Below are 26,328 nucleotides of genomic sequence, written 5' to 3'. Positions count from 1 at the left end.
TCACCCCACGCCGAGGAACCGCAACACCGCCAGCACCCGCCGGTGATCCGCATCCGCCTTCGGCAGGTCCAGCTTCGCCAGGATGCTGTTGATGTGCTTCGCCACCGCACTCTCGCTCACCACCAGCACTTCCGCGATGCCCGCGTTGGAGCGGCCCTCCGCCATCGCGGCCAGGACCTCGCGCTCCCGGGCGGTCAGCCGGTCCAGCGGGTCGGAGTGGCGGCGCACCAGGAGCTGCGAGACCACCTGCGGGTCCAGCGCCGTGCCGCCCGCGGCCACGCGCCGGACCGCCTCGATGAACTCCTCGACGTCCGCGACCCGTTGCTTGAGCAGGTAGCCGAGGCCCGCCGTCTCACCGGTCAGCAGGTCCGTCGCGTACCGCTCCTCCACGTACTGTGACAACAACAGCACTGCTGTCCGCGGCCACTGGGCGCGAACGGCCAGTGCGGCCCGTACGCCCTCGTCCTGGAAGCCCGGCGGCATGCGGACGTCGAGCACGGCCAGGTCCGGCCGGTGCTCGTCGACCGCCGCCAGCAGGGACTCGGCGTCGCCGGTCTCCGCGACCACCTCGAATCCGGCCGCCTCCAGGACCCTCACGAGGCCCACCCGGAGCAGGACGGAATCCTCGGCAATCACAGCGCGCACGGCAGCTCCACAGTCACCACGGTCGGGCCCCCTTCGGGGCTCTTGATCGAGAAGGTGCCGTCGACCGACGCGACGCGCTTCGCCAGACCTGTCAGTCCGGTGCCCCCGGAGGAGTCGGCTCCGCCCACGCCGTCGTCGGAGACGACGACGAGCAGTATCTCCCCGATCCGTTCCACGCTGACATCCGCCCTGCTCGCCCGCGCGTGCTTGACGACGTTGGCGAGCGCCTCGGAGACCACGAAGTAGGCCACGGCCTCGATCGTCGGCGCCGGCCGCTCAGGCAGGTCCACCGTCAACCGCACCGGCAGCGGGGCCCGTTCGGCGATGCCGGAGAGGGCGGCGTCCAGGCCGCGGTCCTCCAGGACGGCCGGGTGCAGGCCGCGGACGAGGTTGCTCAGCTCCTCGATGGCGTCCTTCGCCTCGCGGTGCGCCTCGTCGATGACCTTACGGGCATCGTCGGGCAAGCCGGGCAAAGTCGCCTTCGCCAGGCCGAGGTTGACCGCCAGCGACACCAGGCGCTGCTGGGCGCCGTCGTGCAGGTCCCGCTCGATGCGCCGCCGTTCGGCGTCGGTCGCGGCGACGACCTCCGCCCGCCGCTCGGTCAGGTCCGCCACCTGGCGCGCCAACTGCTCGGTGCGGTTGGGCCCGAGGCGGTTCGCCGCGGCGCGGGCGTCGAGCCGGGCGAGGGCGGTGGCGGCCCAGGCGGCCGCGTACAGCGCGGCGACGCCGACGGCGGTGACGTAGCCGTCCTGGACGACGTCGGTGAGGGCGTAGCGGTGCTCGGGCGGAACCGCCCATATCCAGATGTACGTGGTGGCGGCCACCCCCGCCGCCGTCCACAGCAGCAGGACCCCCAGCCCGGCCAGCGCCAGCAGCGGCCCCACCGCCAGGTGGTACCGCACCTGGCGCCAGGTGGGCTCCGCACGCAGCCACTGCGCCACGCTCCCGGCCCGCGCCGGTGCGGGGACGTCCACCCCGAACCGGGTGCGCAGGCGGGCCCGTTGCACCGCGCTCAGCAGGGGCGTCGCGGCGGCGAGCGCGGCGAGCGGCAAGAGGACGGCCGCCAGCACGCTCAGCGCCTGTGTCGGCCCCCCGGGCAGCCACGGCAGGGCGAGGACAAGCAACGGGGGGAGCTGGGCGAGGGCGCCCACGGCAAGCAGGGCGGTGGCGCGGCCGGCGCCGCGGAACGGGCGGAGGAGGAAGGCGAATTGCATGACTCACACGGTAAGTGCGCAGGTCAGGGTGGACCATCACGCCAAGTTCCGTTCCGGGGTGCAACTGGTGCCACCTGAACGGGTGAGCGGAAGGCCCGGACTGTCAGTGGGGGTCCCTACGGTGAGTGTCGCAGCGCTCACTCAAGACAGGAGGAGCATCATGGCAGTCATGGTCGAGACACCACCGCCGCAGTCGATAGACCGCTTCCGCGAACCCCCAGGGAGGTTCGAAGAGCTGTGCAGGATTCTCGAACAAGTCGATGCTGATCTCCCGGACGGGTACTACACGGAGATCATCGGGGGGCAAGTCATCGCGTCACCGTGGTCCCAATGCACCTACGAGCTCATCCTCGACAGCCTCATCGACCAGTTGGGCCCGCATGCGCCCGAGGGCCATCGCGCACGGGCCACCCCCCGGCTGTTCCGGTTCCCGGAACAATCGGAAGCGTACGGCCCGGATCTCCACATCACGGAGTCGACCACCTTCAGAACAGAAGGTATCTACGCGCCCGGTGAAGCGCTGTCCCTCGTCGGGGAGGTGACCTCTCCTTCAACCGCCCACAACGACCGGCGCAAGAAGGCAGAGGTGTACGGCAAGGCCGGGGTGCCCGTCTACTTGCTGGTCGACGTGCTGAAGGAGTTGCTCGTCGTGTACTCCGAGCCGTCACCCGAGCGCGGCTACCGCACCCTCACAGAGGCCAAGTTCGGCGAAACGGTGCACATCCCCGCCCCCTTCGACTGCGAACTGGACACCGCGGACTGGGAAGTCTGACGCACAGCCCGAGGGCCCCGCCCCCCGCCGCAGCGGGAACCGGGGCCCTCGGTCAGGCAAGGCAAGCGCCCAGCGGAACGTCAGCAGCCGATCAGGCGAGCGGCCAGGTAGCCCTCGATCTGGTCGAGCGAGACGCGCTCCTGCTTCATCGTGTCGCGCTCGCGCACCGTCACCGCGTTGTCGTCGAGGGTGTCGAAGTCGACGGTGACGCAGAACGGCGTGCCGATCTCGTCCTGGCGGCGGTAGCGGCGGCCGATGGCGCCCGCGTCGTCGAACTCGATGTTCCAGTGCTTGCGCAGGTCCGCCGCCAGGCCCTTGGCCTTCGGGGAGAGCTGCGGGTTGCGGGACAGCGGCAGGACGGCGACCTTGACGGGGGCCAGGCGCGGGTCGAGGCGCATCACGGTGCGCTTCTCCATGACGCCCTTGGCGTTGGGGGCCTCGTCCTCGTTGTACGCGTCGAGCATGAAGGCGAGCATGGCGCGGTTCAGACCGGCCGCCGGCTCGATGACGTACGGGAAGTAGCGCTCGCCGGCCTCCTGGTCGAAGTACGACAGGTCCTGGCCGGAGCCCTTGGCGTGGGCCTGGAGGTCGAAGTCCGTGCGGTTGGCGATGCCCTCGAGCTCGGAGAACTCCGTGCCGCCGAAGTTGAAGCGGTACTCGATGTCAGTGGTGCGCTTGGAGTAGTGGGAGAGCTTCTCGGCGGCGTGCTCGTACCACCGCATGTTCTCCTCGCGCATGCCGAGGCCGGTGTACCAGCTCCAGCGCTGCTCCATCCAGTACTCGTGCCACTGCTCGTCCTCGCCCGGCTTGACGAAGAACTCCATCTCCATCTGCTCGAACTCGCGGGTGCGGAAGATGAAGTTGCCCGGCGTGATCTCGTTGCGGAAGGACTTGCCGGTCTGGGCGATGCCGAACGGCGGCTTCTTGCGCGAGGTCTGCTGGACCTGGGCGAAGTTGGTGAAGATGCCCTGCGCGGTCTCGGGGCGCAGGTACGTCACCGAACCGGTGTCCTGGGTCGGGCCGAGGTGCGTGGACAGCAGGCCGGAGAACTGCTTGGGCTCGGTGAACTGGCCCTTGTTGCCGCAGTTCGGGCAGTTGATGTCGGCGAGGCCGTTCTCGGGGAGCTTGTTGTGCTTGGCCTCGTACGCCTCCTCCAGGTGGTCCGCGCGGTAGCGCTTGTGGCAGGAGGTGCACTCGGTCAGCGGGTCGGAGAAGGTGGCGACGTGACCGGACGCCTCCCACACCTCGCGGGCGAGGATGACCGACGAGTCGAGGCCGACGACGTCGTCGCGCGAGGTGACCATGGAGCGCCACCACTGGCGCTTGATGTTCTCCTTGAGCTCCACGCCGAGCGGCCCGTAATCCCAGGCGGCACGCTGTCCACCGTAGATTTCGGAGCAGGGATAGACGAAGCCACGGCGCTTGCTCAGGCTGACGATGGTGTCGATCTTGTCGGCGGCCACGGTGCTCTCTTCATTGCGACGACGAACAGCGAATGATTCAGGTTACCGGCGCGGCACCCCCTCTCATCAAATCGGCTATGGCCTTGGCTTGACCCCGCCCGTCGACGGATCCGCTGTTGACAATCGTTTCCAGTTTTGTTGAAAATGAGTGTCATGAACGTACGTCCGATAAGCCCCGTACGACCGTCCCGGTCCCGCCGTCGAATAACCGCCACCACCGCCGTCGCCGGGACGGCCGCGCTGGGCCTCCTGGCCCTCTCCGCCTGCTCCCCCGACAGCGGCAAGGGCACCACCGCGGACGGAAAACTGCAGGTCGTAGCGTCGTTCTACCCGATGCAGTACCTGGCCGAGGAGATCGGCGGCGAGCACGTCAAGGTCACCAACCTGACCAAACCGGGCGTCGAGCCGCACGACCTGGAGCTCACCCCGAAGCAGACCGGCTCGCTCTCCGAGGCGGGCGCCATCGTCTACCTCAAGGGCATCCAGCCCGCCGTGGACACGGCCATCAAGCAGTCCGGAAACAAGCACGTCGCCGACGCCGCCACCTTTACGGGCATGGAGAAGCACGGCACCGAGGTGGACGGCCACGACCACACCACCGGCGACAACCACTCGCACTCCGACGCCGAGCCCGGCGACGACCCCCACGTCTGGCTGGACCCGGTGAAGTACGCCGAGGTCGCCAAGGGCGTCGGCAAGACCCTCGCCGAGGCCGACCCGGAGCACAAGGCCGACTACGCGAAGAACACCGACGCGCTGGTCAAGAAGCTCGGCGAGCTGGACACCACGTTCAAGGACGGCCTGAAGAACCGCGCCTCGGACACCTTCATCACCACCCATGCGGCCTTCGGCTACCTGGCCGAGCGCTACGGCCTGACCGAGGAGGCCATCAGCGGCCTCGACCCCGAGTCCGAGCCCAGCGCCGCCCGGATGAAGGAGCTGCACAAGCTCGCCGAGGACCACCACGTGAGCACGGTCTTCTTCGAGACCATCGCCAACCCCAGCACCGCGAAGACCCTGGCCGGCGACCTCAAGGTGAAGACGGACGTCCTGGACCCCCTGGAGGGCATCACGGACAAGTCCCGCGGCCACGACTACATCGAGGTCATGAAGTCCAACCTGGCCGCCCTGCAGAAGGCGCTCGGCACCAAGTGAGCCGTTCACCCCACGAGACGGAGGCAGCAGCCATGGAGCAGCCCGTCATATCCCTGCGGGGCGCCACCGCCTCGCTCGGCTCCCGCCCCGTCCTGCGCGGCGTCGACCTGGCCGTGCGGCGCGGCGAGGTCGTCGCCCTGCTCGGCGCCAACGGCTCCGGCAAGTCCACGGCCGTCCGGGCCGTCGTCGGCCAGGTCCCGCTCACCGGCGGCGAGCTGGAGCTCTTCGGCACCCCGCAGCGCCGCTTCCGCGACTGGGCGCGCGTCGGCTACGTCCCGCAGCGCACCACCGCGGCCAGTGGCGTGCCCGCCACCGTGCGCGAGGTCGTCGCCGCCGGGCGGCTGGCCCGCACGAAGCTGGGCCCGACCCGCAAGGCGGACCGCGAGGCCGTCGTGCGGGCGCTGGAGCTCGTCGGCATGGCGGACCGGATGAAGGACTCCGTCAACGCCCTCTCCGGCGGCCAGCACCAGCGCGTGCTCATCGCCCGCGCGCTCGCCGGGGAACCCGAACTGCTGATCATGGACGAGCCGATGGCCGGCGTGGACCTCGCCAACCAGGGCGTCCTCGCCGAGGCCCTGCGCACCCAGGTCGCCCGCGGCGCCACCGTGCTGCTCGTCCTGCACGAACTCGGGCCGCTGGAGCCGCTCATCGACCGCGCCGTCGTCCTGCGGGACGGCTGCGTGGTGCACGACGGCCCCCCGCCCAAGGCCGTGGGCCAGCACGCGCTGCCCGGCCACGACCACGTCCACCCGCACGCCGACCCGGCCGCGGAACCGATCCGGACGGGACTGCTCAGCTGATGGAAATCCTCGACCTCCCCTTCATGCAACGGGCGCTGCTCGCCGCCTTCCTGGTCGGCATCACGGCCCCCGCGATCGGCATCTACCTCGTCCAGCGCCGCCAGGCGCTGATGGGCGACGGCATCGGCCACGTCGCCCTCACCGGCGTCGGCCTGGGCTTCCTGCTCAACACCAGCCCGGTGTGGACGGCCACCGCCGTCTGCGTGCTGGGCGCGGTGGTGATGGAGCTGATCCGCTCGTACGGCAAGGCGCGCGGCGACATCGCCCTCGCCATGCTCTTCTACGGCGGCATGGCCGGCGGCGTGATGCTCATGAGCCTCTCCTCCAGCGGCTCCAGCGCCAACCTCACGACGTACCTGTTCGGTTCGATCACCACCGTCTCGCAGCAGGACCTCGTCGCCATCTGCATCCTGGCCGCCTTCGTGGTCCTCACCACGCTCGGGCTGCGCCGGCAGCTGTTCGCCATCTGCCAGGACGAGGAGTTCGCCCGCGTCACCGGGCTGCCGGTGCGGCTGCTGAACCTGCTGGTCGCGGTCACCGCCGCGGTGACCGTCACCGTCGCCATGCGCGTGGTCGGCCTGCTGCTGGTCAGCGCGCTGATGGTGATCCCCGTCGCCGCCTCGCAGCAGATCGCCCGCAGCTTCGCGACGACCTTCGCCATGGCGGTGGCCGTGGGTGTGCTCGTCACCCTCTCGGGCACCGTCACCTCGTACTACGTGGACGTGCCGTCCGGCGCGACGATCGTGCTGATGGCGATCGGCGTGTTCATCGCCCTCACCGTCGTCGCCACCCCGCTGGCGAGACGGCGGGCGGACCGGACCGCCGGGGCCGAGCGCTGCACGCTGGCGCCGGAGGCCGACGTCCAGGTCTGACGATCATGACCGTGCCGGGCCCGGCGGCCGGGGGTGTACGGACCGATCCCGATGATCGACCCGTACAGTCCCGTCCGCCGGGCCTGGCACAATTGGCGGGGCAGCACGTGCAGTGCGTGTTCACGCGAGCTTGAGGAGGCAACTGTGGCGACCGCCGGTCCCCCGGTACGCGGACGGGCCACCAAGCAGCGGGCCGCGGTGGCGGCCGCGCTCGACGAGGTGGACGAGTTCCGCAGCGCGCAGGAACTCCACGACATGCTCAAGCACCGCGGCGCCTCGGTCGGCCTGACCACGGTCTACCGCACGCTGCAGTCCCTCGCCGACGCCGGCGAGGTGGACGTGCTGCGCACCAGCGAGGGCGAGTCCGTCTACCGCCGCTGCTCCAGCGGCCACCACCACCATCTGGTCTGCCGCGTGTGCGGCAAGGCGGTCGAGGTCGAGGGCCCGGCCGTGGAGAAGTGGGCGGACTCCATCGCGGAGGAGCACGGCTTCGTGGACGTGGCCCACACCATCGAGATCTTCGGGACGTGCGGGGAGTGCGCGGCCGCTGCCGCCAAGGGCTGAGTGATGCGACGGTGCCCCGGACGTCCGAGACGTCCGGGGCACCGTCGCATCCGCGCTCAGGCGCGGGGCACGTGCGTGGCGAGCAACGCCCGGAGGCGGTCGGCCGCACCGGGGGCGGCGAGCCCCCGCTTCGGCAGCACGGTCAGACAGCGCCGGTCCGCGCTCAACAGCACGAAGAGGTCCCCGCGCTCCACGTGGCAGCCGAACTGCGACCACGCCTGCGTGCTGGACGAGCCGGCGCCCGTGCACGTCACCCCCTGCGCGTCCAGCGTCACCCGGCGCGGGCCGTGCTGCCGCAGCCGCCCGCGCGCGTAGTACGCCTGCAGGCCCAGGACCTGCTGCGCGAAGAACAGGGCGAGGAAGGCCGCCAGCGCCCATTCCCTGGGCGACACTCCGCCGACGCCGTCCCTGGAGATGTGCAGGCCCAGTCCCCACGCCATCATCACCAGCGCGGCCCCCAGCACCCAGTTGAGCACGCGGACCTTGCGAACCGCCCGGGCCCGCGCCCGCATCCCGGCCCGCAGATCGGCGACCGTCAGCTCGAACTCGAGCACCACGCTCTCGGCCGCCGTGACCGATTCGCTCACGCACCCGCTCCCGGGACCTCGTTCGGGATCGCCCCGCCGAAGCGGCGGTCCCGCTGGGCGAACTCCAGGCAGGCGCGCCACAGGTCGCGGCGGTCGAAGTCGGGCCACAGGACGTCCTGGAAGACCATCTCGGCGTAAGCGCTCTGCCAGATCAGGTAGTTGGACGTGCGCTGCTCGCCGGAGGGGCGCAGGAACAGGTCCACGTCCGGCATGTCCGGGTAGTACAGGTACTTCGCGATGGTCTTCTCGCCGACCTTCGACGGGTCCAGCCGGCCGTCCTTCACGTCGCGCGCGATCGCCGCCACCGCGTCCGCGATCTCCGCGCGGCCGCCGTAGTTCATGCAGAAGTACAGCGTGAGCTTGTCGTTGTCCTTGGTCTGCTCCTGGGCGACCTGCAACTCCTTGGCCACCGACCGCCACAGCTTGGGCATCCGGCCCACCCAGCGCACCCGGATGCCGAGTTCGTCGAGCTGGTCGCGCGTCTTGCGGATGAAGTCGCGGTTGAAGTTCATCAGGAAGCGCACCTCGTCGGGCGAGCGCTTCCAGTTCTCGGTCGAGAAGGCGTAGAGGGAGATGCTGCCCACGCCCATCTCGATCGCGCCCTGGAGGACGTCCAGCACGCGCTCCGCGCCGACCTTGTGGCCCTCGGTGCGCGGCAGACCGCGCTCCTTGGCCCAGCGGCCGTTGCCGTCCATGACGATCGCCACGTGCTTGGGCACCAGCTCGCCCGGGATCTTCGGCGGCCGCGCGCCCGAGGGGTGCGGCTCGGGGGTGCGGTACTCGCGTCGGGGGCGGCCCAGAATCCCGCGTCGTGCCATGACTGCCACTTCTCCTCGTACGTCCTTACTGCTCCACATAGCGGAGGGACCTCAGCCCCCGCTCCAGATGCCAGCTCAGGTAAGCGGCCACCAGGCCGCTGCCCTCTCTGACATACCGCGCCTCGCACGCGTCCGCGGTCGCCCAGTCCCCGGTCAGCAGTGCTCCGAGGAGTCCGAGCGACTCCGAGGAGGGTACGACGCTTCCGGGCACCCGGCAGTCCCCGCAGGTGACTCCGCCGGCCGTGGCCGAGAAGAAGCGGTTGGGGCCGGGCATGCCGCACTTGGCGCAGTCCCCGAAGCTGGGGGCGTAGCCGTTGACCGCGAGGGAGCGCAGCAGGAACGCGTCGAGCACCAGGTGCGGGGCGTGTTCGCCCGCGGCAAGCGTGCGCAGGCCACCGACCAGCAGCAGGTACTGCTGGACGGCGGGCTCGCCCTCGTGGTCCGTGAACCGCTCGGCGGTCTCCAGCATCGCGGTGCCGGCGGTGTAGCGGGCGTAGTCGGTGACGATCGCACCACCGTAGGCGGCGATGGTCTCACTCTGCGTGCACAGCGGGAGGCCGCGCCCGACGAGCTCGCTGCCGCGCGCGAAAAACTGCACGTCGACGTGCGAGAACGGCTCCAGCCGGGCCCCGAACTTGGACTTGGTGCGCCGCACCCCGCGGGCGACGGCACGCACGCGGCCGTGGCCGCGGGTCAGGAGGGTGATGATCCGGTCCGCTTCCCCCAGCTTCTGGGTGCGCAGGACGATGCCGTCGTCGCGGAACAGACTCATGCAGTCATTGTCCCGTACCGGCGGGGCGGGGCGGACCGCCGGTCAGGGCGGCGGGGTCAGTGCCGGAAGTCGCCGTGGACGGAGAGGTAGTGGGCGACGGCCTTGCACTTGTCGCGGGCCTCGAAGTAGAGGAAGGACTGGCGCTGGGTGAGCTCCCCGCAGCCGTGGACCTTCTGCAGGGCGGGGGTCATGAAGGAGGTGGTGCGCTCCACCTCCTGCTTCATGTACGGGAATTCGGGGCCGGGCGAGCCGCACTCGAGCGTGAGCTTCGACGGCGTGCGGGCCGAGTGGTAGGTGGAGCAGTCCGCGGTGTCGGCGGCGGACGCGGGGGCGGGGGGCGGGAGGACGACGAAGGCGGCCGCGGCGAGGACAGCCGCAACGGCACCCAGGAGGCGGAATGAGGTCATGCGCCCGAGAATGTCGGGGTCCAGCACCCCAGTTCAAGATCATTCGATGACCGTCACAGCGCCCCGTCAGGGGCGCGGGGCTGTTTCTCCCCCAGCTACCTCCCCCAGCTACCTCCCCCAGCTACCGCTGGGGGTGCCCCCAGGGGGTGCCCCCAGGAGGTACCCCCAGCGGCTCCGCCGCGTGGGCGCGAGCAACCACGACGCACCCGCAGCCGAGGATCCACCGGCCACGCCCTACGACGGCATCCGCGCCGCCGCCAGCAGCCGGTCCGTGTCCTCGGGACAGATCAGCAGCGCCCGCCCCACCGTGGCCAGCACCTCCCGCTCCGCCGGGCGGTAGGGGCCGTCGGCCAGGGCGATGCGCGCACCCTGCAGCAGGATCGATTCGCGGCCCGCGGGCGCCAGGTGCGGGGCCAGCGGCTCCAGGGCCTCGTGGAGCTCGATGGCCAGGGCCGTGCCGCACGGGTCGAAGCCGTCGCGGCCGGAGGGGCCGGGGACCGGGCCGCTCCCCCCGTACCGGCCGGGCAGCCGGCCCGTGTCGGCGGCCAGCGCCTCGATCAGGGTGACCAGCTGCTCCTCGCTGCAGTCGGCGAAGCCCGCCGCGCGCACCGCGCCCACCGCGGCCCGGCGCACCGTGCGGGCCTCCGTGCCGCCCGCGGCCAGCACCGCGAGGGCCACCGTGTGCACCGCGTCGCGCAGCATCGCCGAGAACCGGGTGGTGGTGGGGTGGTCGAGGACGTCCAGCGCGAAGCGGCCGCGGCAGGCCGTGCATTCGACGATCGGGCCCACCGGCCCGCGCGGCAGCAGCGGCACCCCGAACGCGACCAGACGGCGGCGGCCCGTGCGCCGGTGGTAGTTGCGGTCCCCGCCGCAGCCCGGGCAGAAGAACTCGCCGTCGCCGACGGTGCGCCATACGGTGCGTACGCCCACCACACACCGGTCCGGGCTGTGTCGGCCTTGCGCGTGCATCACGGCGCACCTCCATAACGCCACGGCCTCGTCGCCGCGTTGACGTGATGTTAGCCACATCGGTGATGCTGCGTCAGTACCCCGCCACGCGGAGTTCCGGCTGCGGGTGGCCGAAACCGCCACCGTCCCCACCGGATGCGGTGGTTTCCGGTGGCGGCCCGTTGACCGCCGTCCCCGGGGAACGGCGGTCTCAGCCCCGGTGGGCCCGGTTGACCGCGGAGACGACCGCCTTGATCGACGCACGCGTGGTGTTGGCGTCGACGCCGATGCCCCACAGCACCGCCCCGTCGATCACGCACTCGATGTACGAGGCGGCCTGCGCCGTGGCGCCCTCGCTCATGGTGTGCTCGGTGTAGTCCAGCACCCGGGCGTCCACGCCGATCGCGGCGAGGGCGTCGACGAAGGCGGAGATCGGGCCGTTGCCCGTACCGGTCAGCACCGTCTCCACGCCGTCCACGACGGCCTCGACGGTGAGCGCGTCGGTGCCCTCCTTGCCGGAGGTGGTGGTCTGCGCGGAGCGCAGGGCGATGCGGCCCCAGGGGTTGCCGGGGGTCGGCAGGTACTCGTCCTGGAAGACCGACCAGATCTCCTGCGGGGTGACCTCGCCGCCCTCGGCGTCGGTCTTGTTCTGAATGATCTTCGAGAACTCGATCTGCATCCGGCGCGGCAGGTCCAGCTTGTGGTCGTTCTTCAGCACGTAGGCGATGCCGCCCTTGCCGGACTGCGAGTTGACGCGGATGACGGCCTCGTAGGAGCGGCCGACGTCCTTGGGGTCGATCGGCAGGTACGGGACCGCCCACTCGATGTCGTCCACGGTCTTCCCGGCCGCGGCGGCGCTCGCCTCCATGGCCTCGAAGCCCTTCTTGATGGCGTCCTGGTGGGAGCCGGAGAAGGAGGTGTAGACCAGGTCGCCCGCGTAGGGGTGGCGCGGGTGGACCTCCATCTGGTTGCAGTACTCGGCGGTGCGGCGGACCTCGTCGATCCGGGAGAAGTCGATCTGCGGGTCGACGCCCTGGGAGAACAGGTTCATGCCCAGGGTCACCAGGTCGACGTTGCCGGTGCGCTCGCCCTGCCCGAACAGGCAGCCCTCGATCCGGTCCGCCCCGGCCATGACCGCCAGTTCGGCGGCGGCCACCGCGGTGCCCCGGTCGTTGTGCGGGTGGGCGGACAGGCAGATGTGCTCGCGGCGCGACAGGTGCCGCGACATCCACTCGAAGCGGTCGGCGTGGGTGGAGGGCGTGGAGCGCTCGACGGTCGCGGGCAGGTTCAGGATGATCTCGCGGCCGGGCTCGGGCTGCCAGACGTCCATCACGCCCTCGCAGACCTCCAGCGCGAAGTCCAGCTCGGTGTCGGTGAAGATCTCCGGGCTGTACTGGAAGCCGAAGACCGTCCCGTCGCCCAGGATCTTGTCCGCGTACTCCGTCACCAGCCGGGTGCCGTCCACCGCGATCTGCTTCACCTGCTCGCGCGAGCCGCGGAAGACCACGCGACGGAAGACCGGCGCCGTCGCGTTGTAGAGGTGGACGGTGGCCCGGTGGGCACCGCGCAGGGACTCGACCGTGCGCTCGATCAGCTCCTCGCGCGCCTGGGTCAGGACGGAGATCGTCACGTCCTCCGGGATCGCGTCCTCTTCGATGATCGACCGGACGAACCCGAAGTCGGTGGCCCCGGAGGCGGGGAAGCCGACCTCGATCTCCTTGTAGCCCATGCGCACCAGCAGGTCGAACATCTCCCGCTTGCGGGCGGGCGACATCGGGTCGATCAGCGCCTGGTTGCCGTCGCGCAGGTCGGTGGAGAGCCAGCGGGGAGCCTTGGTGATGCGCCGGTCCGGCCAGGTGCGATCGGGGATCTCCACGGCCTCGTACGGCCGGTACTTGTGGACCGGCATCCCGGACGGGCGCTGGGTCACCGTCGCCGCGGTGACCGGGGTGGGGCGGCCGACGGAGTGCTCGGGGGACTGCTCGTTCGACTGCTCGGGCTGCTGCGACATCTGCGGAGGGCTCCTCGTGGTGTCCGCGAAGGGATCGGCCGACGGGCCTGCGCTCATCACGGCACGCAGCACCGGACTCCGCGGGGAGGGGGTCGGCCTACGACTACAGGCCCTCGCCGCGGCAGCTAAGAAGAAGCAGCCCGAAACGCATGATGCACAGCACACTAGCCGAGGCGGCACAGGTGTAAAGGGGGGTTCCACCATGCGGGACGCAGGCCAGGGCCCCGGAACCCCGCCACTCGTTTGCAGGAATCGCCGTCCGGAAGAGTGACAAGCCCCGCGGCCGATGCGAAATTGCCGCTCATGGACACCGTGAAGAGCGTTTTCTGCGCCATCGTTCCACCGCACATGCTGGACGTACTGGCCCAGTCCGAGGACCCCCGGCACCACGAGCCCGCCCGCCGCACCCTGGAGCACGACAGCACCCTGCGCACCCGGCGCCGGGTCACCACGCTGCAGGGCACGGCAGCCCCCACGGGCACCCCGTCCGACAAGCCGCAGCGCACCATCTACGACGAGCACCACGAGACGACGCTCCCCGGTACCAAGGTGCACGGCGAGGGCGACCGCCCCAGCAAGGACGCCACGGTCAACCGTGCGAACGCCGCGCTCGGGGCCACGTTCGACTTCTATCTCAAGGTCTACGGCCGGCACTCCATCGATGGCGCGGGCATGCCGCTGAACGCCTCCGTGCACTACGGCGAGAAGTACGACAACGCCTTCTGGGACGGCAGCCAGATGGTGTTCGGCGACGGGGACGGCGAGCTCTTCGGCGACTTCACGGTCTCCGTGGACGTCATCGGCCACGAGCTCACCCACGGCGTCACCCAGCACACCGCCAACCTGGAGTACTACGGCCAGCCCGGTGCGCTGAACGAGTCCCTCTCCGACGTCTTCGGCTCACTGATCAAGCAGTACTCGCTGGGCCAGACCGCCGACCAGGCCGACTGGCTGATCGGCCAGGGCCTGCTGGGCCCCACCATCCACGGCGTTGCCCTGCGCTCCATGAAGGCCCCGGGCACCGCCTACGACGATCCCCACCTGGGCAAGGACCCGCAGCCGGCCGCGATGGACGACTTCGTCCGCACCTCGCGCGACAACGGCGGCGTCCACATCAACTCCGGCATCCCCAACCACGCCTTCTACCTGCTGGCCACGGCACTGGGCGGGCACGCGTGGGAACGGGCCGGGCAGATCTGGTACAGCACGCTGACCGGCGGCGAGCTGGCCGCGGACGCGGGCTTCGCGGACTTCGCCCGGCTGACCGCGGCGACGGCACGGTCCCTCTACGGCGAGGGCGACGCGGTGCAGGCCGTGCTGAAGGCCTGGCACCAGGTGGGGGTCCCCACCTCGTAGCGCGGACCCCCGGCGGGCCAGAATGGCGGCATGCGGATCGTCATCGAGCGGACCGGCGGCTTCGCCGGCATCAGGCGCCGGGCCGAGCTGGACACGGCCGGCCGGCCCGACGCGACGCACCTGGAGGCGCTGGCGCACCGCGCGCTGGCGCCGGGGCGGGAGGCGGGGCCGGTGCGGGGCGTGCCGGACGGCTTCCACTACGAGATCGACGTGGACGGCCGGTCCGTCCACCTCGCCGACCCACACCTCACACACGATCAGCGGGAGCTGATCAGGGCGGTGCTCAAGGAGGGGGCGTAGCCCCCTCGGTGTCCTAGAACCCCAGCCTGCGCAGCTGCTTCGGGTCGCGCTGCCAGTCCTTGGCGACCTTCACGTGCAGATCGAGGTAGACGGGGGTGCCGAGCAGCGCCTCGATGTGCTTGCGGGACTTCATCCCCACCTCCTTGAGGCGGGCGCCCTTCGGGCCGATGATGATGCCCTTCTGGCTGGGCCGCTCGATGTAGACGTTCGCGTGGATGTCCAGCAGCGGCTTGTCCTTCGGCCGGTCCTCGCGCGGCAGCATCTCCTCGACCACGACGGCGATCGAGTGCGGCAGCTCGTCGCGCACGCCCTCCAGGGCCGCCTCGCGGATCAGCTCCGCGACCATGACCTGCTCCGGCTCGTCCGTGAGGTCGCCCTCCGGGTAGAGCGGCGGGCTCTCCGGGAGCAGCGGCACCAGCAGGTCGGCGAGGAGCGAGACCTGCTTGTCGCCCACCGCCGAGACGGGGATGATCTCGGCCCACTCGATGCCGAGCTCCGCGCCCAGCTTCTGGATGGCGATCAGCTGCTCGGCCAGGGTCTTGGAGTCCACCAGGTCCGTCTTGGTGACGATGGCGACCTTGGGCGTCTTCTTGATGCCGGCCAGCTCGCCCGCGATGAAGCGGTCGCCGGGGCCGAGCTTCTGGTCGGCCGGGAGGCAGAAGCCGATCACGTCGACCTCGGCCCAGGTGGTCCGGACGACGTCGTTGAGCCGCTCGCCCAGCAGGGTGCGCGGCTTGTGCAGACCGGGGGTGTCGACCAGGACGAGCTGGGCGTCCGGGCGGTGCACGATGCCGCGCACCGTGTGCCGGGTGGTCTGCGGGCGGTTGGAGGTGATCGCGACCTTCGTCCCCACCAGTGCGTTGGTCAGGGTCGACTTGCCCGCGTTGGGGCGGCCGACGAAGCACGCGAAGCCCGCGCGGTGAGGGGCCTGGGAGGGGGAGGAGGGCTTGTCCATGTCTGACATTCTCCCCGATCCCCCGGCCCGCGCGGACCAGCGGCTCAGCCCGCCGTGATCGTCGCGCCCGGCGTGCCGTCCGGCCCGGCCAGCAGCACGGGCGTCCGCGGGCCGCCCAGGTCCCGCACGGCCGCCCGGTCCGCGTCCGGCACTGCCGCCGCCTCGGAGACCACCGCGGCGGCCTCCAGGGAGGTCGCGCCGCTGGCCACGGCCATGGCGACGGCCGTCTGCAGCGCGCTGAGCCGCAGCGAGTCGAGGGCGACGGTTCCGGCGACGTAGGTGCGGCCCGTCTCGTCGCGCACGGCCGCGCCCTCGGCGACGCCGTTGCGGGCCCGGGTGGCCCGGGCGAGCGTGATGAGCTTGCGGTCTTCGGGGTGCAGGGTGTCCGTCATACCGGGAGCATAGGGGGCTCGCTCATGGGTGCGACAGCGCCCCGTAAAGGGCGCGGGGAACTGCGCGACCAGCCACGACGCACCCGCAGCCGAGGTGCTCGGGGCTGCGCCCCGGACCCCTGGGCGTGGTGCGTTCGACTGCGGGCCGGTGGGGGCTTGTCGCGCAGTTCCCCGCGCCCCTTACGGGGCGCACATGGTCGCGCCCACGCGGCGGAGCCGCATATCGAAAGGGGCCCCGTGCCCCTTACGGGGCGCCGCCCCCGCCGGAGGCGACCGGTTCGACCAGGACCGTCACGATCCGGTTCCGCCGCCCCGCAGGGGCCTCGGCGGTGAGCCGGAGGGCGGCGAGCTCCCTGCCCTCGACCGGGACCTCGGCCACCGCGCCGGCGATCGGCACCCGGCCCAGCGACTTGGCCAGCAGACCGCCCACGGTCTCCACGTCCTCGTCGTCCAGCTCCAGGCCGTACAGCTCGCCCAGGTCCCCGATGTCCAGCCGGGCCGTGACCCGGTAGCGGCCGTCCCCGAGCTCCTCCACCGGCGGCAGTTCGCGGTCGTACTCGTCGGTGATCTCGCCGACGATCTCCTCAAGGATGTCCTCGATCGTCACGATGCCCGCCGTGCCCCCGTACTCGTCGATCACGACGGCACAGTGGTTGCGCTGCTGCTGCATCTCCCGCAGCAGGTCCCCCGCGTTCTTGGTGTCCGGCACGAAGACCGCCGGCCGCATGGCGGTCGAGACCAGCTCGCTCTCCGCGTCCCGGCTGATGTGGGTCTTGCGCACCAGGTCCTTGAGGTAGACGACGCCCACGATGTCGTCCTCGTTCTCCCCCGTCACCGGGATCCGCGAGAAGCCCGACCGCAGGGCGAGGGTGAGCGCCTGGCGGATGGTCTTGCCGCGTTCTATGACGATCAGGTCGGTGCGCGGCACCATCACCTCGCGCACGAGGGTGTCGCCGAGTTCGAAGACGGAGTGCACCATGCGGCGCTCCTCGTCCTCGATGAGCGACTCCTTCTCCGCGAGGTCGACCATGGCCCGCAGCTCCGCCTCGGAGGCGAACGGGCCGCGGCGGAAGCCCTTTCCGGGGGTGAAGGCGTTGCCGAGGAGGATCAGCAGCTGCGGGATCGGCCCCATCACACGCGCCAGCGGCAGCAGCACGTACGCCGCCACGGTGGCGGTGTTCAGCGGGTGCTGGCGGCCGATGGTGCGCGGCGAGACGCCGACGGCCACGTACGAGACGAGGACCATCACCACGATGGCGACGGTCAGCGCCTTCCAGGTGGCGTCGAACTCCCGCAGGCAGACGTAGGTGACGAAGACGCCCGCCGCCATCTCGCACGCGATGCGCACGAGCAGCGCCACGTTGAGATAGCGGGTGGGGTCGGCCGCCACGGCCATCAGCCTGTCGCTGCCGCGCCGGCCCGAGCGCACGGCCTCCTCGGCCCGGAACCGGGTGGTCCGGGCCAGGCCGGCCTCCGCACAGGCGGCGAGCCAGGCGACGACCAGCAGCAGGACGGCAGCGGTGATCAGTTGACCGGTCACGTGATCGTCGGGGCCGGGGAGGGCCCTTCGATGCCGTGCTCGGCACGCCAGCCGTCGATGATCGCGGCCTGGAGGCCGAACATCTCGGCCTTCTCGTCGGGCTCCTCGTGGTCGTAGCCGAGGAGGTGGAGGACGCCGTGGACGGTGAGCAGCTGGAGCTCCTCGTCCATGGAGTGCTTCGTCGGCGCCTCCTCGCCCTGCTTCGTCGCGACCTCCGGGCACAGCACGATGTCGCCGAGCAGCCCCTGCGGGGGCTCCTCCTCGTCCTTGGCCGGGGGCCGCAGCTCGTCCATCGGGAAGGACATCACATCTGTGGGCCCGGGGAGGTCCATCCACTGGATGTGGAGCTGCTCCATGGCGTCGGCGTCGACGACGATGACCGAGAGTTCGGAGAGCGGGTGGATGCGCATCCGGGCGAGGGCGTAGCGGGCGACGTCGAGGATCGCCTTCTCGTCGACCTCGGTGCCGGATTCGTTGTTGACGTCGATTGCCATGGGATTACCGGGAGTTACTTTCCGTTGCCATTGCTGTTGCTGCGGGTGTCGTACTGCTCGTACGCGTCGACGATACGGCCGACCAGCTTGTGCCGGACGACGTCCCTGCTGGTGAGGTACGAGAAGTGGACGTCGTCCACGCCGTCGAGGATGTCCTGGACCTGGCGCAGGCCGCTCCTGGTGCCGCCGGGCAGGTCGATCTGCGTGACGTCGCCCGTGATCACGATCTTGGAGTCGAAGCCGAGCCGGGTGAGGAACATCTTCATCTGCTCGGGGTTCGTGTTCTGCGCCTCGTCGAGGATGATGAACGCGTCGTTGAGCGTCCGGCCGCGCATGTACGCCAGCGGCGCCACCTCGATCGTGCCCGCCGCCATCAGCCGCGGGATCGAGTCGGGGTCGAGCATGTCGTGCAGCGCGTCGTAGAGCGGGCGCAGATACGGGTCGATCTTCTCGTAGAGCGTGCCCGGCAGGAAGCCCAGCCGCTCGCCGGCCTCGACCGCGGGGCGGGTCAGGATGATCCGGTTGACCTGCTTGGACTGCAGGGCCTGGACCGCCTTGGCCATCGCCAGGTAGGTCTTGCCGGTGCCCGCGGGGCCGATGCCGAAGACGACCGTGTGCTTGTCGATCGCGTCGACATAGCGCTTCTGGTTGAGCGTCTTGGGGCGGATGGTGCGCCCGCGGCTGGAGAGGATGTTCTGGGTGAGGACCTCGGCGGGAGTCTCCGCACCCCCTCCGTCGCCTTCTTCGTTCCGAAGCATGGCGATCGAGCGCTCCACCGCGTCCTCCGTCATCGGCGCACCCGTGCGGAGCACCAGCATCATTTCGTCGAACAGCCGCTGGACGAGGGCCACTTCCCGCTCGTCGCCCGTCGCGCTGACCTCATTGCCCCGTACGTGGATGTCCGTGGACGGGAACGCCTTCTCGATGACCCGCAGCAGCGAGTCCCCGGAGCCCAGGACCGTCACCATCGGGTGCTTGGCCGGGACCGTGAACCGGGCTGTCGCCTGCGGTCGTGTGGGTGTCTGAGTCATGGGCCGGCACTCTGGCCTGCTCATCCCTCTTTCTCATGTCCGGCAACGTTGACATCTCAAGGGTACGACGGTGCGCAGGGCGGCCGGAGGGGATTTACGGCTGGTCACGGCCGGTGGTCACGACCGGCGGAAGCCCAGCGTGGGCACCGCCCGGCGCAGCGGCCAGGGCCGGCACGCCGCGGGCAGGATGCCGTCGAGGAAGGCGTAGCGGCGCAGCGTGGCCGGGGACTGGTCGTCGAAGGAGCGCACGTGCTGCCACCAGGCGGCGATCTCCACCCAGCCCGGCGCGGACAGCGACCCCCCGAACTCCTGCACGGACAGGGCCGCGGTCAGCCCGGCGAAGGCCAGCCGGTCCGCCAGCGGCCAGCCCGCGAGGGTGCCGGTGACGAAGCCCGCCACGAAGACGTCCCCGGCGCCGGTGGGGTCCAGCGCCTCCACCGCGATGGCCGGCACCTCGGCGCTCTCGCCCGTACCGCTGTCCACGGCGTACGCGCCCTGCGCCCCCATCGTCACCACGGCCAGCGGCACCTTCTCGGCCAGCGCGCGGGCCGCGGCGCGCGGGCAGTCGGTGCGGGTGTAGCGCATCGCCTCCTCGGCGTTGGGCAGGAACCCCTCGCAGTACTGCAGATCGGCCAGGTCGGCCGGATCCCAGCGGCCGGTGTCGTCCCAGCCCACGTCGGCGAAGATCCGGCTGCCCCGGCCGGCCGCGACCGCGATCCACTCCTCCTGCCGCCCCGGCACCAGCAGGGACACACAGGCGCGCGCCGGGGGCGGGCACTCGGGCGGCTCTTCCGGCGGCGGGGCCTCGTGACCGTGGGAGACCATCGTCCGCTCGCCCTCGTAGGCCATCGACACGGTGACCGGGGAGTGCCAGCCGCGCACGGTGCGCGACAGGGACAGGTCGATGCCCTCGCCGCGGGAGAGCGACTCCCAGCAGTACTCCCCGTACATGTCGTCGCCGAAGGCCGCGGCGAGCGAGGTGCGCAGGCCCAGCCGGGCCAGGGCGGTGGCCATGTTGGCGATGCCGCCCGGGCTCGACCCCATGCCGCGCGCCCAGGTCTCGGTGCCGCGCACCGGGGCCGAGTCCAGGCCGGTGAAGATGATGTCGAGGAAGACGGGGCCCGTGAGGTAGACGTCCGTGGCCGGATCCTGCTCGGAACGGACCTCGGCGAGCGGGTCCAGTACGGGGGCGGCGCCCTCGAAACGCTCTGCGTGGCAAGGCTGCGGGGAGGGGATCGTCATGCTCGCTTGCTACTCCTCTCGGGGATGCAAGAGTGCGGGTCCGGACAGTGTGCCCGATGCCGGTGTACCTTCCGGACTATGAGGCTGGTGATTCTCGGCGGTGGCGGATTCCGGGTGCCTCTGGTGCACCGGACCCTGGTTGACGATGCCCGGCGCGGCGTGCCCGGACGCTGTGACGAACTGGTGCTGTACGACACGGATCCGGGACGCCTCAGAGTGATTGCGGCGATTCTGGACGAGCAGGCCGCGGCCGTGCCGGACGCCCCCGTCGTACGGATCGCCTCCGACCTCGACGAGGCCCTGCGCGGCGCGGACTTCGTCTTCTCCGCGATCCGCGTGGGCGGCACCGCGGGCCGCGTGCGCGACGAGCGGATCCCGCTGGGCGAGGGCGTCCTCGGGCAGGAGACCGTCGGCGCGGGCGGGGTGCTGTACGGGCTGCGGACCATCCCGGTGGCGGTGCACATCGCGGAGCGGGTGGCGGCGCTGGCGCCCGAGGCGTGGGTCATCAACTTCACCAATCCCGCGGGGATGGTGACGGAGGCCATGGCCGCGGTGCTGGGCGACCGCGTGATCGGCATCTGCGACTCGCCGGTCGGCCTGGTGCGCCGGGCGGCGAAGGCGGTGGGCGCCGATCCGGACGAGGTCGAGTACGACTACATCGGCCTCAACCACCTCGGCTGGCTGCGGTCGTTGACGCTCGACGGGCGCGAACTGCTGCCCGGGCTGCTGGCCGACGAGCAGGCGCTGAACACCCTGGAGGAGGGCCGGCTGTTCGGCCCCTGGTGGCTGCAGACGCTGGGCGCGCTGCCCAACGAGTACCTGCACTACTACTACTTCCGCCGCGAGACGCTGGCCGCGACGCGGGCCGCGGCCGAGACGCGCGGCGAGTTCCTCGCCCAGCAGCAGGGCAGGTTCTTCGAGGAGGCGTCCGCCGCCCCGCCCGGGCGGGTGCGCGAGCTCTGGGAGCGGGCGCGGCTGCACCGCGAGGAGACGTACCTGGCCGACGGCCGTGCGGCGAGCGGCGGTTGGGAGCGGGACACCTGCGACCTGGAGGGCGGCGGCTACGACCAGGTCGCCCTCGCCCTGATGCGGGCGGTGTCCGGGGACGCGGGGGTGCGGCTGATCCTCAACGTCCGCAACGGCGGCACGGTGCCGGCGCTGGACGCCGACGCCGTGATCGAGACGGTGTGCGAGGTCAGCGCCAAGGGCGCGGCTCCCCTGTCGTGCGCGCCCGTACGGCCGGACCAGCTGGGGCTGATGCTCCAGCTGAAGGCGGTGGAGCGCGGCACGATCGATGCCGCGCTCCGTGGGGGCCGGTCCGCCGCGGTGCGGGCCCTGGCCCTGCACCCGCTGGTGGACTCGCCGGTGGTGGCGCGAAGGATCCTGGAGCGGGCGGGCTACTGAGCCGGAGTCCCCGGGGGCGAAGCCCCCAGGGACGGCAACCCCTTACGGCAGGAAGTACATCGGGTTCGGCAGCTTGTACGTGTGCTCCGCGTAGCCGCCGGCGAGGTCGCTGAACTGGTCGCCGAAGTTGCCGATGATCCGGTAGCCCTCGGACTCGATGTGCTTCCGCGTGCCCGACTTGAACTCGACCGTGTTGCAGTTCGCGCCGCACGACAGGTACGCCGGCGGGGTCTTCTTGTTCTTCAGGAAGAAGTGCGCGGTGTCGGCCGCCGGCTTGTAGCCCGCGTTCTTCAGGTTGCGCACGCTCCAGTCGCGCTGGTGCTCGTCGCGGCCGGTGACGTAGAAGACCGTGATGCCCTTCGACTGCGCCCAGTTGACCAGCTGCGGCATGCCGAAGACCGGGGCCATGTCGGTGGACTTCAGGTACGCGTCCTGCGAGGCGGGCGTGAACGCGAAGCCCTGCTGGAGCTCGTAGTTGTAGGTCAGCAGCGTGGTGTCGTCCACGTCCAGGACGATCGCCGGCTTGCCCTTGGCGCTCTTGTTCTTGAGCGTGTGCTCCAGCTGGGCCTTGGCCTTCTTCTGGATCCCGGCGAGCTGCTTGGCGTAGTTGCTGTCCGCCGACGCGTAGTGCTGGCCGTTCTTGTCGACCGTGTCGCCGTAGTAGGCCTTGATCTGGTCCTCGACCTTGGCGAGGTTCGGGATCTCCTTGTCCGTGCGCGGCGCCTTGTGGTCGGCGGTGGCGGCACCCGCCGCGTAGAGGCCGGTGCCGGCGACGACGGCGGCGGTGAGGGCGGCGATGCGGACGCGCAGGGACGTGCGGGAGAGCGACAAGGGGGGCTCCTGGGAAGGGCAACGACGGTGCAGCGCGAAGTTAAGGCCTTGTTAGGACCTGGTCAAGAGCTATCTACGCGCGCAGAGAAAAGTGTGTCCGGCCCCTCACGGACCGGGCCGCCCGCGGCGCGTACCGTGGTCGTGGATCAACGACGCTCGGTGACGAGGACGAGAAGGGCGGGGCCGTTCATGGCACAGGAAGTACGCGGAGTCATTGCTCCCGGCAGGAACGAGCCGGTGCGGGTGGAGACGATCGTGGTGCCGGACCCGGGGCCCGGCGAGGCCGTGGTGAAGATCCAGGCGTGCGGCGTGTGCCACACGGACCTGCACTACAAGCAGGGCGGGATCAACGACGATTTCCCCTTCCTGCTGGGCCACGAGGCGGCCGGTGTGGTCGAGGCGGTCGGCGCGGGCGTGACCGAGGTGGCGCCCGGCGACTTCGTGGTCCTCAACTGGCGCGCGGTGTGCGGCCAGTGCCGCGCCTGCCTGCGCGGGCGCCCGCAGTACTGCTTCGCCACGCACAACGCGCGGCAGAAGATGACGCTGGCCGACGGTACGGAACTCGCGCCCGCCCTCGGCATCGGCGCCTTCGCCGAGAAGACACTGGTCGCGGCCGGTCAGTGCACCAAGGTCGACCCCGAGGTGTCCCCGGCGGTGGCCGGGCTGCTGGGGTGCGGCGTGATGGCGGGCATCGGCGCCGCGATCAACACCGGGCAGGTGGGCCGCGGCGACTCCGTCGCCGTGATCGGCTGCGGCGGCGTGGGAGACGCGGCGATCGTCGGCGCGCGGCTGGCCGGGGCGGCGCGGATCATCGCCGTCGACATCGACGAACGCAAGCTGGAGACGGCGCGCGGCATGGGCGCCACCCACACGGTCGACTCCCGCACCGCCGACCCCGTCGAAGCCATCCGCGAGCTCACGGGCGGCTTCGGCGCGGACGTCGTCATCGACGCGGTCGGCCGCCCGGAGACGTACCGGCAGGCGTTCTACGCCCGCGACCTGGCCGGCACGGTCGTCCTGGTCGGCGTGCCCACCCCGGAGATGAAGCTGGAGCTCCCGCTGCTGGACGTCTTCGGGCGGGGCGGCGCGCTCAAGTCCTCCTGGTACGGGGACTGCCTGCCGTCGCGGGACTTCCCGATGCTGATCGACCTGCACCGGCAGGGGCGCATCGACCTCGGCGCGTTCGTCACGGAGACGATCGAACTCGACGAGGTGGAGAAGGCGTTCGAGCGGATGCACGCGGGGGATGTGCTGCGCTCGGTGGTCCAGTTCTGACGTTCCGTCCGGGCCTGGCGTCACCCGGGCCCGGACGAGCCGTTCCTCAGATGATCTTGACCCAGCTCCCGCAGTCCGTCGTGTCCTTGTCGCCCCGGCACACGACGACCTGGACCGAGGTGAACGTGAGACTGCTGTCCTCCTGGGAGAAGGACACGCTGCCGGCTCCGCACTGCGTGGCCTGCTTCTCCGGCCCCATGCCCCACATGTCGTGAGCCACCGAGGTCCACACCGAGTAGCAGCCCGAGCCTGTGTTCTTCAACGTCCCCTGCCAGACGAGCGGGGTGAGCCCGGAGTCACGGTGCTCCACCCACTTGGTGCCCGCCACGGCGGCCGTCCCGTAGGAGGCCGACCACGGGGTGGTTGCGGGTGCGGCAACGGCCGACTGGGTCAGGGCGCCGGTCGCCGCGGCGGCGAGTACGGCGCCGGTGGCGACGAAGGTACGGATGCGCATGGCAGAAAGCTCCCGGTACAAGGACGAGTTGGGTACCAGCCGGACTCTGCCGTTCGCCACCGACCACCACCACGTCCCTCCGTCCCCGGCCATCCGGCCGGTACTGGGTCGTAGGCGGTGCGATTCACCCTGAACCGGCATCTCCACCCACCACACGTGATCTTGGCGACATTCCCGGGAAGTCCGCACAACGTGATGGAAGGATCACGTGGCGTTGACACGTATACACGGGGGAAAACGGAATGATTCGGGTTGCCGTCGTCCATCACAGTGCGCTCGCGCGGGAATCGCTGTCGTCCGCGCTGGAGACCGCAGGCGGGGTGGCGGCGGAATGGGCGAGTACGGCACCCGAGATGACGGCGGCGGCGCTCGGCGGTTCCGTGGACGTCGTCCTCGCGGCCGCAGAACTTCCCGGGCTCGCGGAGGTCCGTGCGCCCTCGCCCGGCAGGCACCGGCCGGTGCGGCGCCCCGGCTGACGGCCCGCGAGCACGACGTGCTGGCCCTGATCGGGCAGGGGCTGACCAACCGGGAGATCGGGACGCGGCTCGGGCTCACCTTCGCCACGGTGAAGTCCTACGTCACCAGCATCTACACCAAGTGCGGCGTCAGCAGCCGGGTCGACGCGGCGCTGCTCGCCCACGGGTTCGCACCCGCGGGCGAGGCCTGCTGAGCGTCACCGCCGCTTCGGCACCGGCACCCGCATCAGGTCCTTCGCCACCGTCAGCTCGCCCTCGAAGCCCGCGGCACGCGCCTGGCGTTCGAAGGCCGACGGGTCGTCGTACCGCTGCGAGAAGTGCGTGAGCACCAGGTGCCGGACCCCCGACTCGGCCGCCGCGCGGGCCGCCTGGCCCGCCGTCAGGTGGCCGTGCTCGACGGCCAGCGAGGCGTCCTCGTCCAGGAACGTGGACTCGATGACGAGCATGTCGCAGCCCTCCGCGAGCGCATAGACGCCCTCGCAGAGCCTGGTGTCCATGACGAACGCGAAGCGCTGCCCGCGCCGCACCTCGCTCACCTCGTCGAGCGTGACGCCGCGGACCTCGCCCTCGCGCATGAGCCGGCCCACGTCCGGGCCGGAGATGCCGTGCTCCGCCAGCAGCCCGGGCAGCATGCGGCGGCCGTCCGGCTCGACGAGCCGGTAGCCGTAGGACTCGACGGGGTGCGACAGGCGCCGCGCCTCCAGGACGTACGACGGGCCGTCCACCAGGACGGCGCCCTTGCCGGAGACGGGCTGCTGCTCCAGCTGCACCGTCTCGCGGTAGGCCGTGGCGTACCGCAGCCGGTCGAAGAAGCGGCGGCCGCTCGACGGGTAGTGCGCGGTGACCGGGTGCGGGACGCGGTCGAGGTTGATGCGCTGGATGACCCCGGCCAGGCCCAGCGAGTGGTCGCCGTGGAAGTGGGTGACGCACAGCCGGTTGAGGTCGTGGGCGGCGACCCCGGCGCGCACCATCTGGCGCTGGGTGCCCTCGCCGGGGTCGAAGAGCAGGCCCTCGCCGTCCCAGAGCAGGACGTAGCCGTTGTGGTTGCGGTGCCGGGTGGGCACCTGGCTGGCGGTGCCGAGGACGACGAGTTCGCGTACGGACACGAGGACTACCCGGGCGGCCAGTTGAGGCCGCGGCCACCGAGCACGTGCAGGTGCGCGTGGAAGACGGTCTGCCCGGCGCCTGCCCCGGTGTTGAAGACGACCCGGTAGCCCTTGTCGTCCACCTTGTCGTCGGCCGCGACCTGACCGGACTCCCGCAGTATGTCGGCCATGACCTGCGGCTCGGCGGCGGCGAGGGAGGCGGCGTCCGGGTAGTGGACCTTGGGGATCACCAGGACGTGCGTGGGGGCCTGGGGGTTGATGTCGCGGAAGGCCACGGTCGTCTCGGTCTCGCGGACGACGGTCGCCGGCACCTCCCCCGCAACGATCTTGCAGAACAGGCAGTCGGCCTGCGGTTCTCCCGCCACCGGTGGGCTCCTCCCGGGTCGTCGGCTCGTACGGACCGGATGTTACCGGGCCGCCTGCACGAGGCCGTGATCACGGGGG

30 protein-coding genes are annotated in these 26,328 nt (G+C 71.1%); 11 read left to right on the top strand and 19 right to left on the bottom strand.

Going from position 1 to position 26,328, the window contains the following annotated elements:
• Window positions 1–645, bottom strand: coding sequence for a response regulator (locus ACMATS_RS26245; RefSeq protein WP_414169276.1), 645 nt, complete (start codon window positions 643–645; stop codon window positions 1–3).
• A complete protein-coding gene (locus tag ACMATS_RS26240) occupies window positions 633–1,859 on the bottom strand; it encodes a histidine kinase (RefSeq protein ID WP_414169275.1) in 1,227 nt (408 codons plus the stop codon). Before ACMATS_RS26240 ends, ACMATS_RS26245 begins: the two co-directional genes overlap by 13 nt.
• A gap of 121 nt (window positions 1,860–1,980) precedes the next feature.
• Between ACMATS_RS26240 and ACMATS_RS26235 the strand changes: the two genes are divergently transcribed.
• Entirely contained in the window at window positions 1,981–2,631 is a 651-nt protein-coding gene (locus ACMATS_RS26235; protein ID WP_414169274.1) for a Uma2 family endonuclease, read from the top strand.
• Window positions 2,632–2,711: 80 nt separating this feature from the next.
• Here ACMATS_RS26235 and ACMATS_RS26230 read toward each other — a convergent pair whose 3' ends face one another.
• On the bottom strand, window positions 2,712–4,094 hold the full coding sequence (locus tag ACMATS_RS26230; RefSeq protein WP_390780289.1) for a glycine--tRNA ligase: 1,383 nt from the start codon (window positions 4,092–4,094) through the stop codon (window positions 2,712–2,714).
• A 153-nt stretch (window positions 4,095–4,247) separates the two neighbouring features.
• On the opposite strand from ACMATS_RS26230, the gene ACMATS_RS26225 reads away from it, so the two are divergent.
• From ACMATS_RS26225 to ACMATS_RS26210, 4 genes are all read left to right on the top strand, one after another.
• Window positions 4,248–5,249 (top strand): metal ABC transporter substrate-binding protein, encoded by a 1,002-nt coding sequence (locus tag ACMATS_RS26225; RefSeq protein WP_414169273.1) that lies wholly within the window; start codon window positions 4,248–4,250, stop codon window positions 5,247–5,249.
• 32 nt (window positions 5,250–5,281) lie between these two features.
• On the top strand, window positions 5,282–6,049 hold the full coding sequence (locus ACMATS_RS26220) for a metal ABC transporter ATP-binding protein (protein ID WP_414170798.1): 768 nt from the start codon (window positions 5,282–5,284) through the stop codon (window positions 6,047–6,049).
• Complete coding sequence (locus ACMATS_RS26215) at window positions 6,049–6,921, top strand: metal ABC transporter permease (RefSeq protein ID WP_390780287.1); 873 nt, start codon at window positions 6,049–6,051, stop codon at window positions 6,919–6,921. The genes ACMATS_RS26220 and ACMATS_RS26215 overlap by 1 nt, the downstream gene beginning before the upstream one ends.
• A 144-nt stretch (window positions 6,922–7,065) precedes the next feature.
• Entirely contained in the window at window positions 7,066–7,485 is a 420-nt protein-coding gene (locus ACMATS_RS26210) for a Fur family transcriptional regulator (protein WP_390780286.1), read from the top strand.
• Window positions 7,486–7,541: 56 nt separating this feature from the next.
• On the opposite strand, the gene ACMATS_RS26205 is transcribed toward ACMATS_RS26210, so the two are convergent.
• From ACMATS_RS26205 to leuA, 6 genes are all read right to left on the bottom strand, one after another.
• Entirely contained in the window at window positions 7,542–8,072 is a 531-nt protein-coding gene (locus tag ACMATS_RS26205) for a YcxB family protein (RefSeq protein WP_414169272.1), read from the bottom strand.
• On the bottom strand, window positions 8,069–8,890 hold the full coding sequence (locus ACMATS_RS26200) for an isoprenyl transferase (protein WP_390780284.1): 822 nt from the start codon (window positions 8,888–8,890) through the stop codon (window positions 8,069–8,071). The genes ACMATS_RS26205 and ACMATS_RS26200 overlap by 4 nt, the downstream gene beginning before the upstream one ends.
• A gap of 25 nt (window positions 8,891–8,915) precedes the next feature.
• Window positions 8,916–9,662, bottom strand: a complete 747-nt coding sequence (gene recO / locus ACMATS_RS26195; RefSeq protein WP_390780283.1) for a DNA repair protein RecO — start codon at window positions 9,660–9,662, stop codon at window positions 8,916–8,918.
• A 56-nt stretch (window positions 9,663–9,718) separates the two neighbouring features.
• On the bottom strand, window positions 9,719–10,069 hold the full coding sequence (locus tag ACMATS_RS26190; protein ID WP_414169271.1) for a hypothetical protein: 351 nt from the start codon (window positions 10,067–10,069) through the stop codon (window positions 9,719–9,721).
• A gap of 234 nt (window positions 10,070–10,303) precedes the next feature.
• Window positions 10,304–11,038, bottom strand: a complete 735-nt coding sequence (locus tag ACMATS_RS26185) for a TerB family tellurite resistance protein (protein ID WP_390780332.1) — start codon at window positions 11,036–11,038, stop codon at window positions 10,304–10,306.
• A 190-nt stretch (window positions 11,039–11,228) separates the two neighbouring features.
• Complete coding sequence (gene leuA, locus ACMATS_RS26180) at window positions 11,229–13,028, bottom strand: 2-isopropylmalate synthase (RefSeq protein ID WP_414169270.1); 1,800 nt, start codon at window positions 13,026–13,028, stop codon at window positions 11,229–11,231.
• Between the two features lie 303 nt (window positions 13,029–13,331).
• Between leuA and ACMATS_RS26175 the strand changes: the two genes are divergently transcribed.
• Together ACMATS_RS26175 and ACMATS_RS26170 are read left to right on the top strand one after the other, a co-directional pair.
• Window positions 13,332–14,384, top strand: coding sequence for a M4 family metallopeptidase (locus tag ACMATS_RS26175; protein ID WP_414169269.1), 1,053 nt, complete (start codon window positions 13,332–13,334; stop codon window positions 14,382–14,384).
• A 30-nt stretch (window positions 14,385–14,414) separates the two neighbouring features.
• Entirely contained in the window at window positions 14,415–14,684 is a 270-nt protein-coding gene (locus ACMATS_RS26170; protein ID WP_414169268.1) for a protealysin inhibitor emfourin, read from the top strand.
• Window positions 14,685–14,697: 13 nt separating this feature from the next.
• Here ACMATS_RS26170 and era read toward each other — a convergent pair whose 3' ends face one another.
• The 6 genes from era to ACMATS_RS26140 form a co-directional block, all read right to left on the bottom strand.
• Complete coding sequence (gene era, locus ACMATS_RS26165; protein ID WP_390780279.1) at window positions 14,698–15,639, bottom strand: GTPase Era; 942 nt, start codon at window positions 15,637–15,639, stop codon at window positions 14,698–14,700.
• A 44-nt stretch (window positions 15,640–15,683) separates the two neighbouring features.
• A complete protein-coding gene (locus ACMATS_RS26160; RefSeq protein WP_390780278.1) occupies window positions 15,684–16,031 on the bottom strand; it encodes a cytidine deaminase in 348 nt (115 codons plus the stop codon).
• Window positions 16,032–16,275: 244 nt separating this feature from the next.
• Window positions 16,276–17,571 carry a hemolysin family protein gene (locus ACMATS_RS26155; protein WP_414169266.1) on the bottom strand — a complete coding sequence of 432 codons (1,296 nt, stop codon included), beginning with the start codon at window positions 17,569–17,571 and terminating at the stop codon, window positions 16,276–16,278.
• Window positions 17,568–18,065: an rRNA maturation RNase YbeY gene (gene ybeY / locus ACMATS_RS26150; protein ID WP_336411683.1), complete on the bottom strand. Its 498-nt coding sequence runs from the start codon at window positions 18,063–18,065 to the stop codon at window positions 17,568–17,570. The genes ACMATS_RS26155 and ybeY overlap by 4 nt, the downstream gene beginning before the upstream one ends.
• A 14-nt stretch (window positions 18,066–18,079) precedes the next feature.
• Window positions 18,080–19,096 carry a PhoH family protein gene (locus tag ACMATS_RS26145; protein WP_390780276.1) on the bottom strand — a complete coding sequence of 339 codons (1,017 nt, stop codon included), beginning with the start codon at window positions 19,094–19,096 and terminating at the stop codon, window positions 18,080–18,082.
• A 117-nt stretch (window positions 19,097–19,213) separates the two neighbouring features.
• Window positions 19,214–20,338: a carbohydrate kinase family protein gene (locus ACMATS_RS26140; RefSeq protein WP_414169265.1), complete on the bottom strand. Its 1,125-nt coding sequence runs from the start codon at window positions 20,336–20,338 to the stop codon at window positions 19,214–19,216.
• A 78-nt stretch (window positions 20,339–20,416) separates the two neighbouring features.
• Between ACMATS_RS26140 and ACMATS_RS26135 the strand changes: the two genes are divergently transcribed.
• Window positions 20,417–21,742: a 6-phospho-beta-glucosidase gene (locus ACMATS_RS26135; RefSeq protein WP_414169264.1), complete on the top strand. Its 1,326-nt coding sequence runs from the start codon at window positions 20,417–20,419 to the stop codon at window positions 21,740–21,742.
• 42 nt (window positions 21,743–21,784) lie between these two features.
• Here ACMATS_RS26135 and ACMATS_RS26130 read toward each other — a convergent pair whose 3' ends face one another.
• Window positions 21,785–22,573: an HAD family acid phosphatase gene (locus ACMATS_RS26130; RefSeq protein WP_390780273.1), complete on the bottom strand. Its 789-nt coding sequence runs from the start codon at window positions 22,571–22,573 to the stop codon at window positions 21,785–21,787.
• Between the two features lie 189 nt (window positions 22,574–22,762).
• On the opposite strand from ACMATS_RS26130, the gene ACMATS_RS26125 reads away from it, so the two are divergent.
• Window positions 22,763–23,848: an S-(hydroxymethyl)mycothiol dehydrogenase gene (locus ACMATS_RS26125; RefSeq protein WP_414169263.1), complete on the top strand. Its 1,086-nt coding sequence runs from the start codon at window positions 22,763–22,765 to the stop codon at window positions 23,846–23,848.
• 46 nt (window positions 23,849–23,894) lie between these two features.
• On the opposite strand, the gene ACMATS_RS26120 is transcribed toward ACMATS_RS26125, so the two are convergent.
• On the bottom strand, window positions 23,895–24,302 hold the full coding sequence (locus ACMATS_RS26120; protein ID WP_390780271.1) for a hypothetical protein: 408 nt from the start codon (window positions 24,300–24,302) through the stop codon (window positions 23,895–23,897).
• A gap of 242 nt (window positions 24,303–24,544) precedes the next feature.
• On the opposite strand from ACMATS_RS26120, the gene ACMATS_RS26115 reads away from it, so the two are divergent.
• Together ACMATS_RS26115 and ACMATS_RS26110 are read left to right on the top strand one after the other, a co-directional pair.
• A complete protein-coding gene (locus ACMATS_RS26115; RefSeq protein WP_414169262.1) occupies window positions 24,545–24,778 on the top strand; it encodes a hypothetical protein in 234 nt (77 codons plus the stop codon).
• Window positions 24,779–24,795: 17 nt separating this feature from the next.
• Window positions 24,796–24,972 (top strand): response regulator transcription factor, encoded by a 177-nt coding sequence (locus ACMATS_RS26110; RefSeq protein WP_414169261.1) that lies wholly within the window; start codon window positions 24,796–24,798, stop codon window positions 24,970–24,972.
• Between the two features lie 3 nt (window positions 24,973–24,975).
• Here the strand turns inward: ACMATS_RS26110 and ACMATS_RS26105 are convergent, their stop codons facing one another.
• On the bottom strand, window positions 24,976–25,884 hold the full coding sequence (locus tag ACMATS_RS26105; RefSeq protein WP_390780269.1) for a ribonuclease Z: 909 nt from the start codon (window positions 25,882–25,884) through the stop codon (window positions 24,976–24,978).
• Between the two features lie 5 nt (window positions 25,885–25,889).
• A complete protein-coding gene (locus ACMATS_RS26100; RefSeq protein ID WP_390780268.1) occupies window positions 25,890–26,249 on the bottom strand; it encodes a histidine triad nucleotide-binding protein in 360 nt (119 codons plus the stop codon).
• Window positions 26,250–26,328 lie beyond the last annotated feature (79 nt).

This window comes from Streptoverticillium reticulum (genome assembly GCF_047456005.1).
Classification (GTDB): Bacteria; Actinomycetota; Actinomycetes; order Streptomycetales; family Streptomycetaceae; genus Streptomyces; species Streptomyces reticulum.
This window is presented reverse-complemented; position numbering and strand designations above follow the sequence as displayed.

Coding starts and splice junctions, on each gene's coding strand:
- ACMATS_RS26240 (WP_414169275.1), bottom strand. CDS start 1,859: ATGCAATTCGCCTTCCTCCTCCGCCCGTTCCGCGGCGCCGGCCGCGCC.
- ACMATS_RS26225 (WP_414169273.1), top strand. CDS start 4,248: ATGAACGTACGTCCGATAAGCCCCGTACGACCGTCCCGGTCCCGCCGT.
- ACMATS_RS26220 (WP_414170798.1), top strand. CDS start 5,282: ATGGAGCAGCCCGTCATATCCCTGCGGGGCGCCACCGCCTCGCTCGGC.
- ACMATS_RS26215 (WP_390780287.1), top strand. CDS start 6,049: ATGGAAATCCTCGACCTCCCCTTCATGCAACGGGCGCTGCTCGCCGCC.
- ACMATS_RS26200 (WP_390780284.1), bottom strand. CDS start 8,890: ATGGCACGACGCGGGATTCTGGGCCGCCCCCGACGCGAGTACCGCACC.
- recO (WP_390780283.1), bottom strand. CDS start 9,662: ATGAGTCTGTTCCGCGACGACGGCATCGTCCTGCGCACCCAGAAGCTG.
- ACMATS_RS26190 (WP_414169271.1), bottom strand. CDS start 10,069: ATGACCTCATTCCGCCTCCTGGGTGCCGTTGCGGCTGTCCTCGCCGCG.
- ACMATS_RS26185 (WP_390780332.1), bottom strand. CDS start 11,038: ATGCACGCGCAAGGCCGACACAGCCCGGACCGGTGTGTGGTGGGCGTA.
- leuA (WP_414169270.1), bottom strand. CDS start 13,028: ATGTCGCAGCAGCCCGAGCAGTCGAACGAGCAGTCCCCCGAGCACTCC.
- ACMATS_RS26175 (WP_414169269.1), top strand. CDS start 13,332: ATGGACACCGTGAAGAGCGTTTTCTGCGCCATCGTTCCACCGCACATG.
- ACMATS_RS26170 (WP_414169268.1), top strand. CDS start 14,415: ATGCGGATCGTCATCGAGCGGACCGGCGGCTTCGCCGGCATCAGGCGC.
- era (WP_390780279.1), bottom strand. CDS start 15,639: ATGGACAAGCCCTCCTCCCCCTCCCAGGCCCCTCACCGCGCGGGCTTC.
- ACMATS_RS26160 (WP_390780278.1), bottom strand. CDS start 16,031: ATGACGGACACCCTGCACCCCGAAGACCGCAAGCTCATCACGCTCGCC.
- ybeY (WP_336411683.1), bottom strand. CDS start 18,065: ATGGCAATCGACGTCAACAACGAATCCGGCACCGAGGTCGACGAGAAG.
- ACMATS_RS26145 (WP_390780276.1), bottom strand. CDS start 19,096: ATGACTCAGACACCCACACGACCGCAGGCGACAGCCCGGTTCACGGTC.
- ACMATS_RS26140 (WP_414169265.1), bottom strand. CDS start 20,338: ATGACGATCCCCTCCCCGCAGCCTTGCCACGCAGAGCGTTTCGAGGGC.
- ACMATS_RS26135 (WP_414169264.1), top strand. CDS start 20,417: ATGAGGCTGGTGATTCTCGGCGGTGGCGGATTCCGGGTGCCTCTGGTG.
- ACMATS_RS26125 (WP_414169263.1), top strand. CDS start 22,763: ATGGCACAGGAAGTACGCGGAGTCATTGCTCCCGGCAGGAACGAGCCG.
- ACMATS_RS26120 (WP_390780271.1), bottom strand. CDS start 24,302: ATGCGCATCCGTACCTTCGTCGCCACCGGCGCCGTACTCGCCGCCGCG.
- ACMATS_RS26115 (WP_414169262.1), top strand. CDS start 24,545: ATGATTCGGGTTGCCGTCGTCCATCACAGTGCGCTCGCGCGGGAATCG.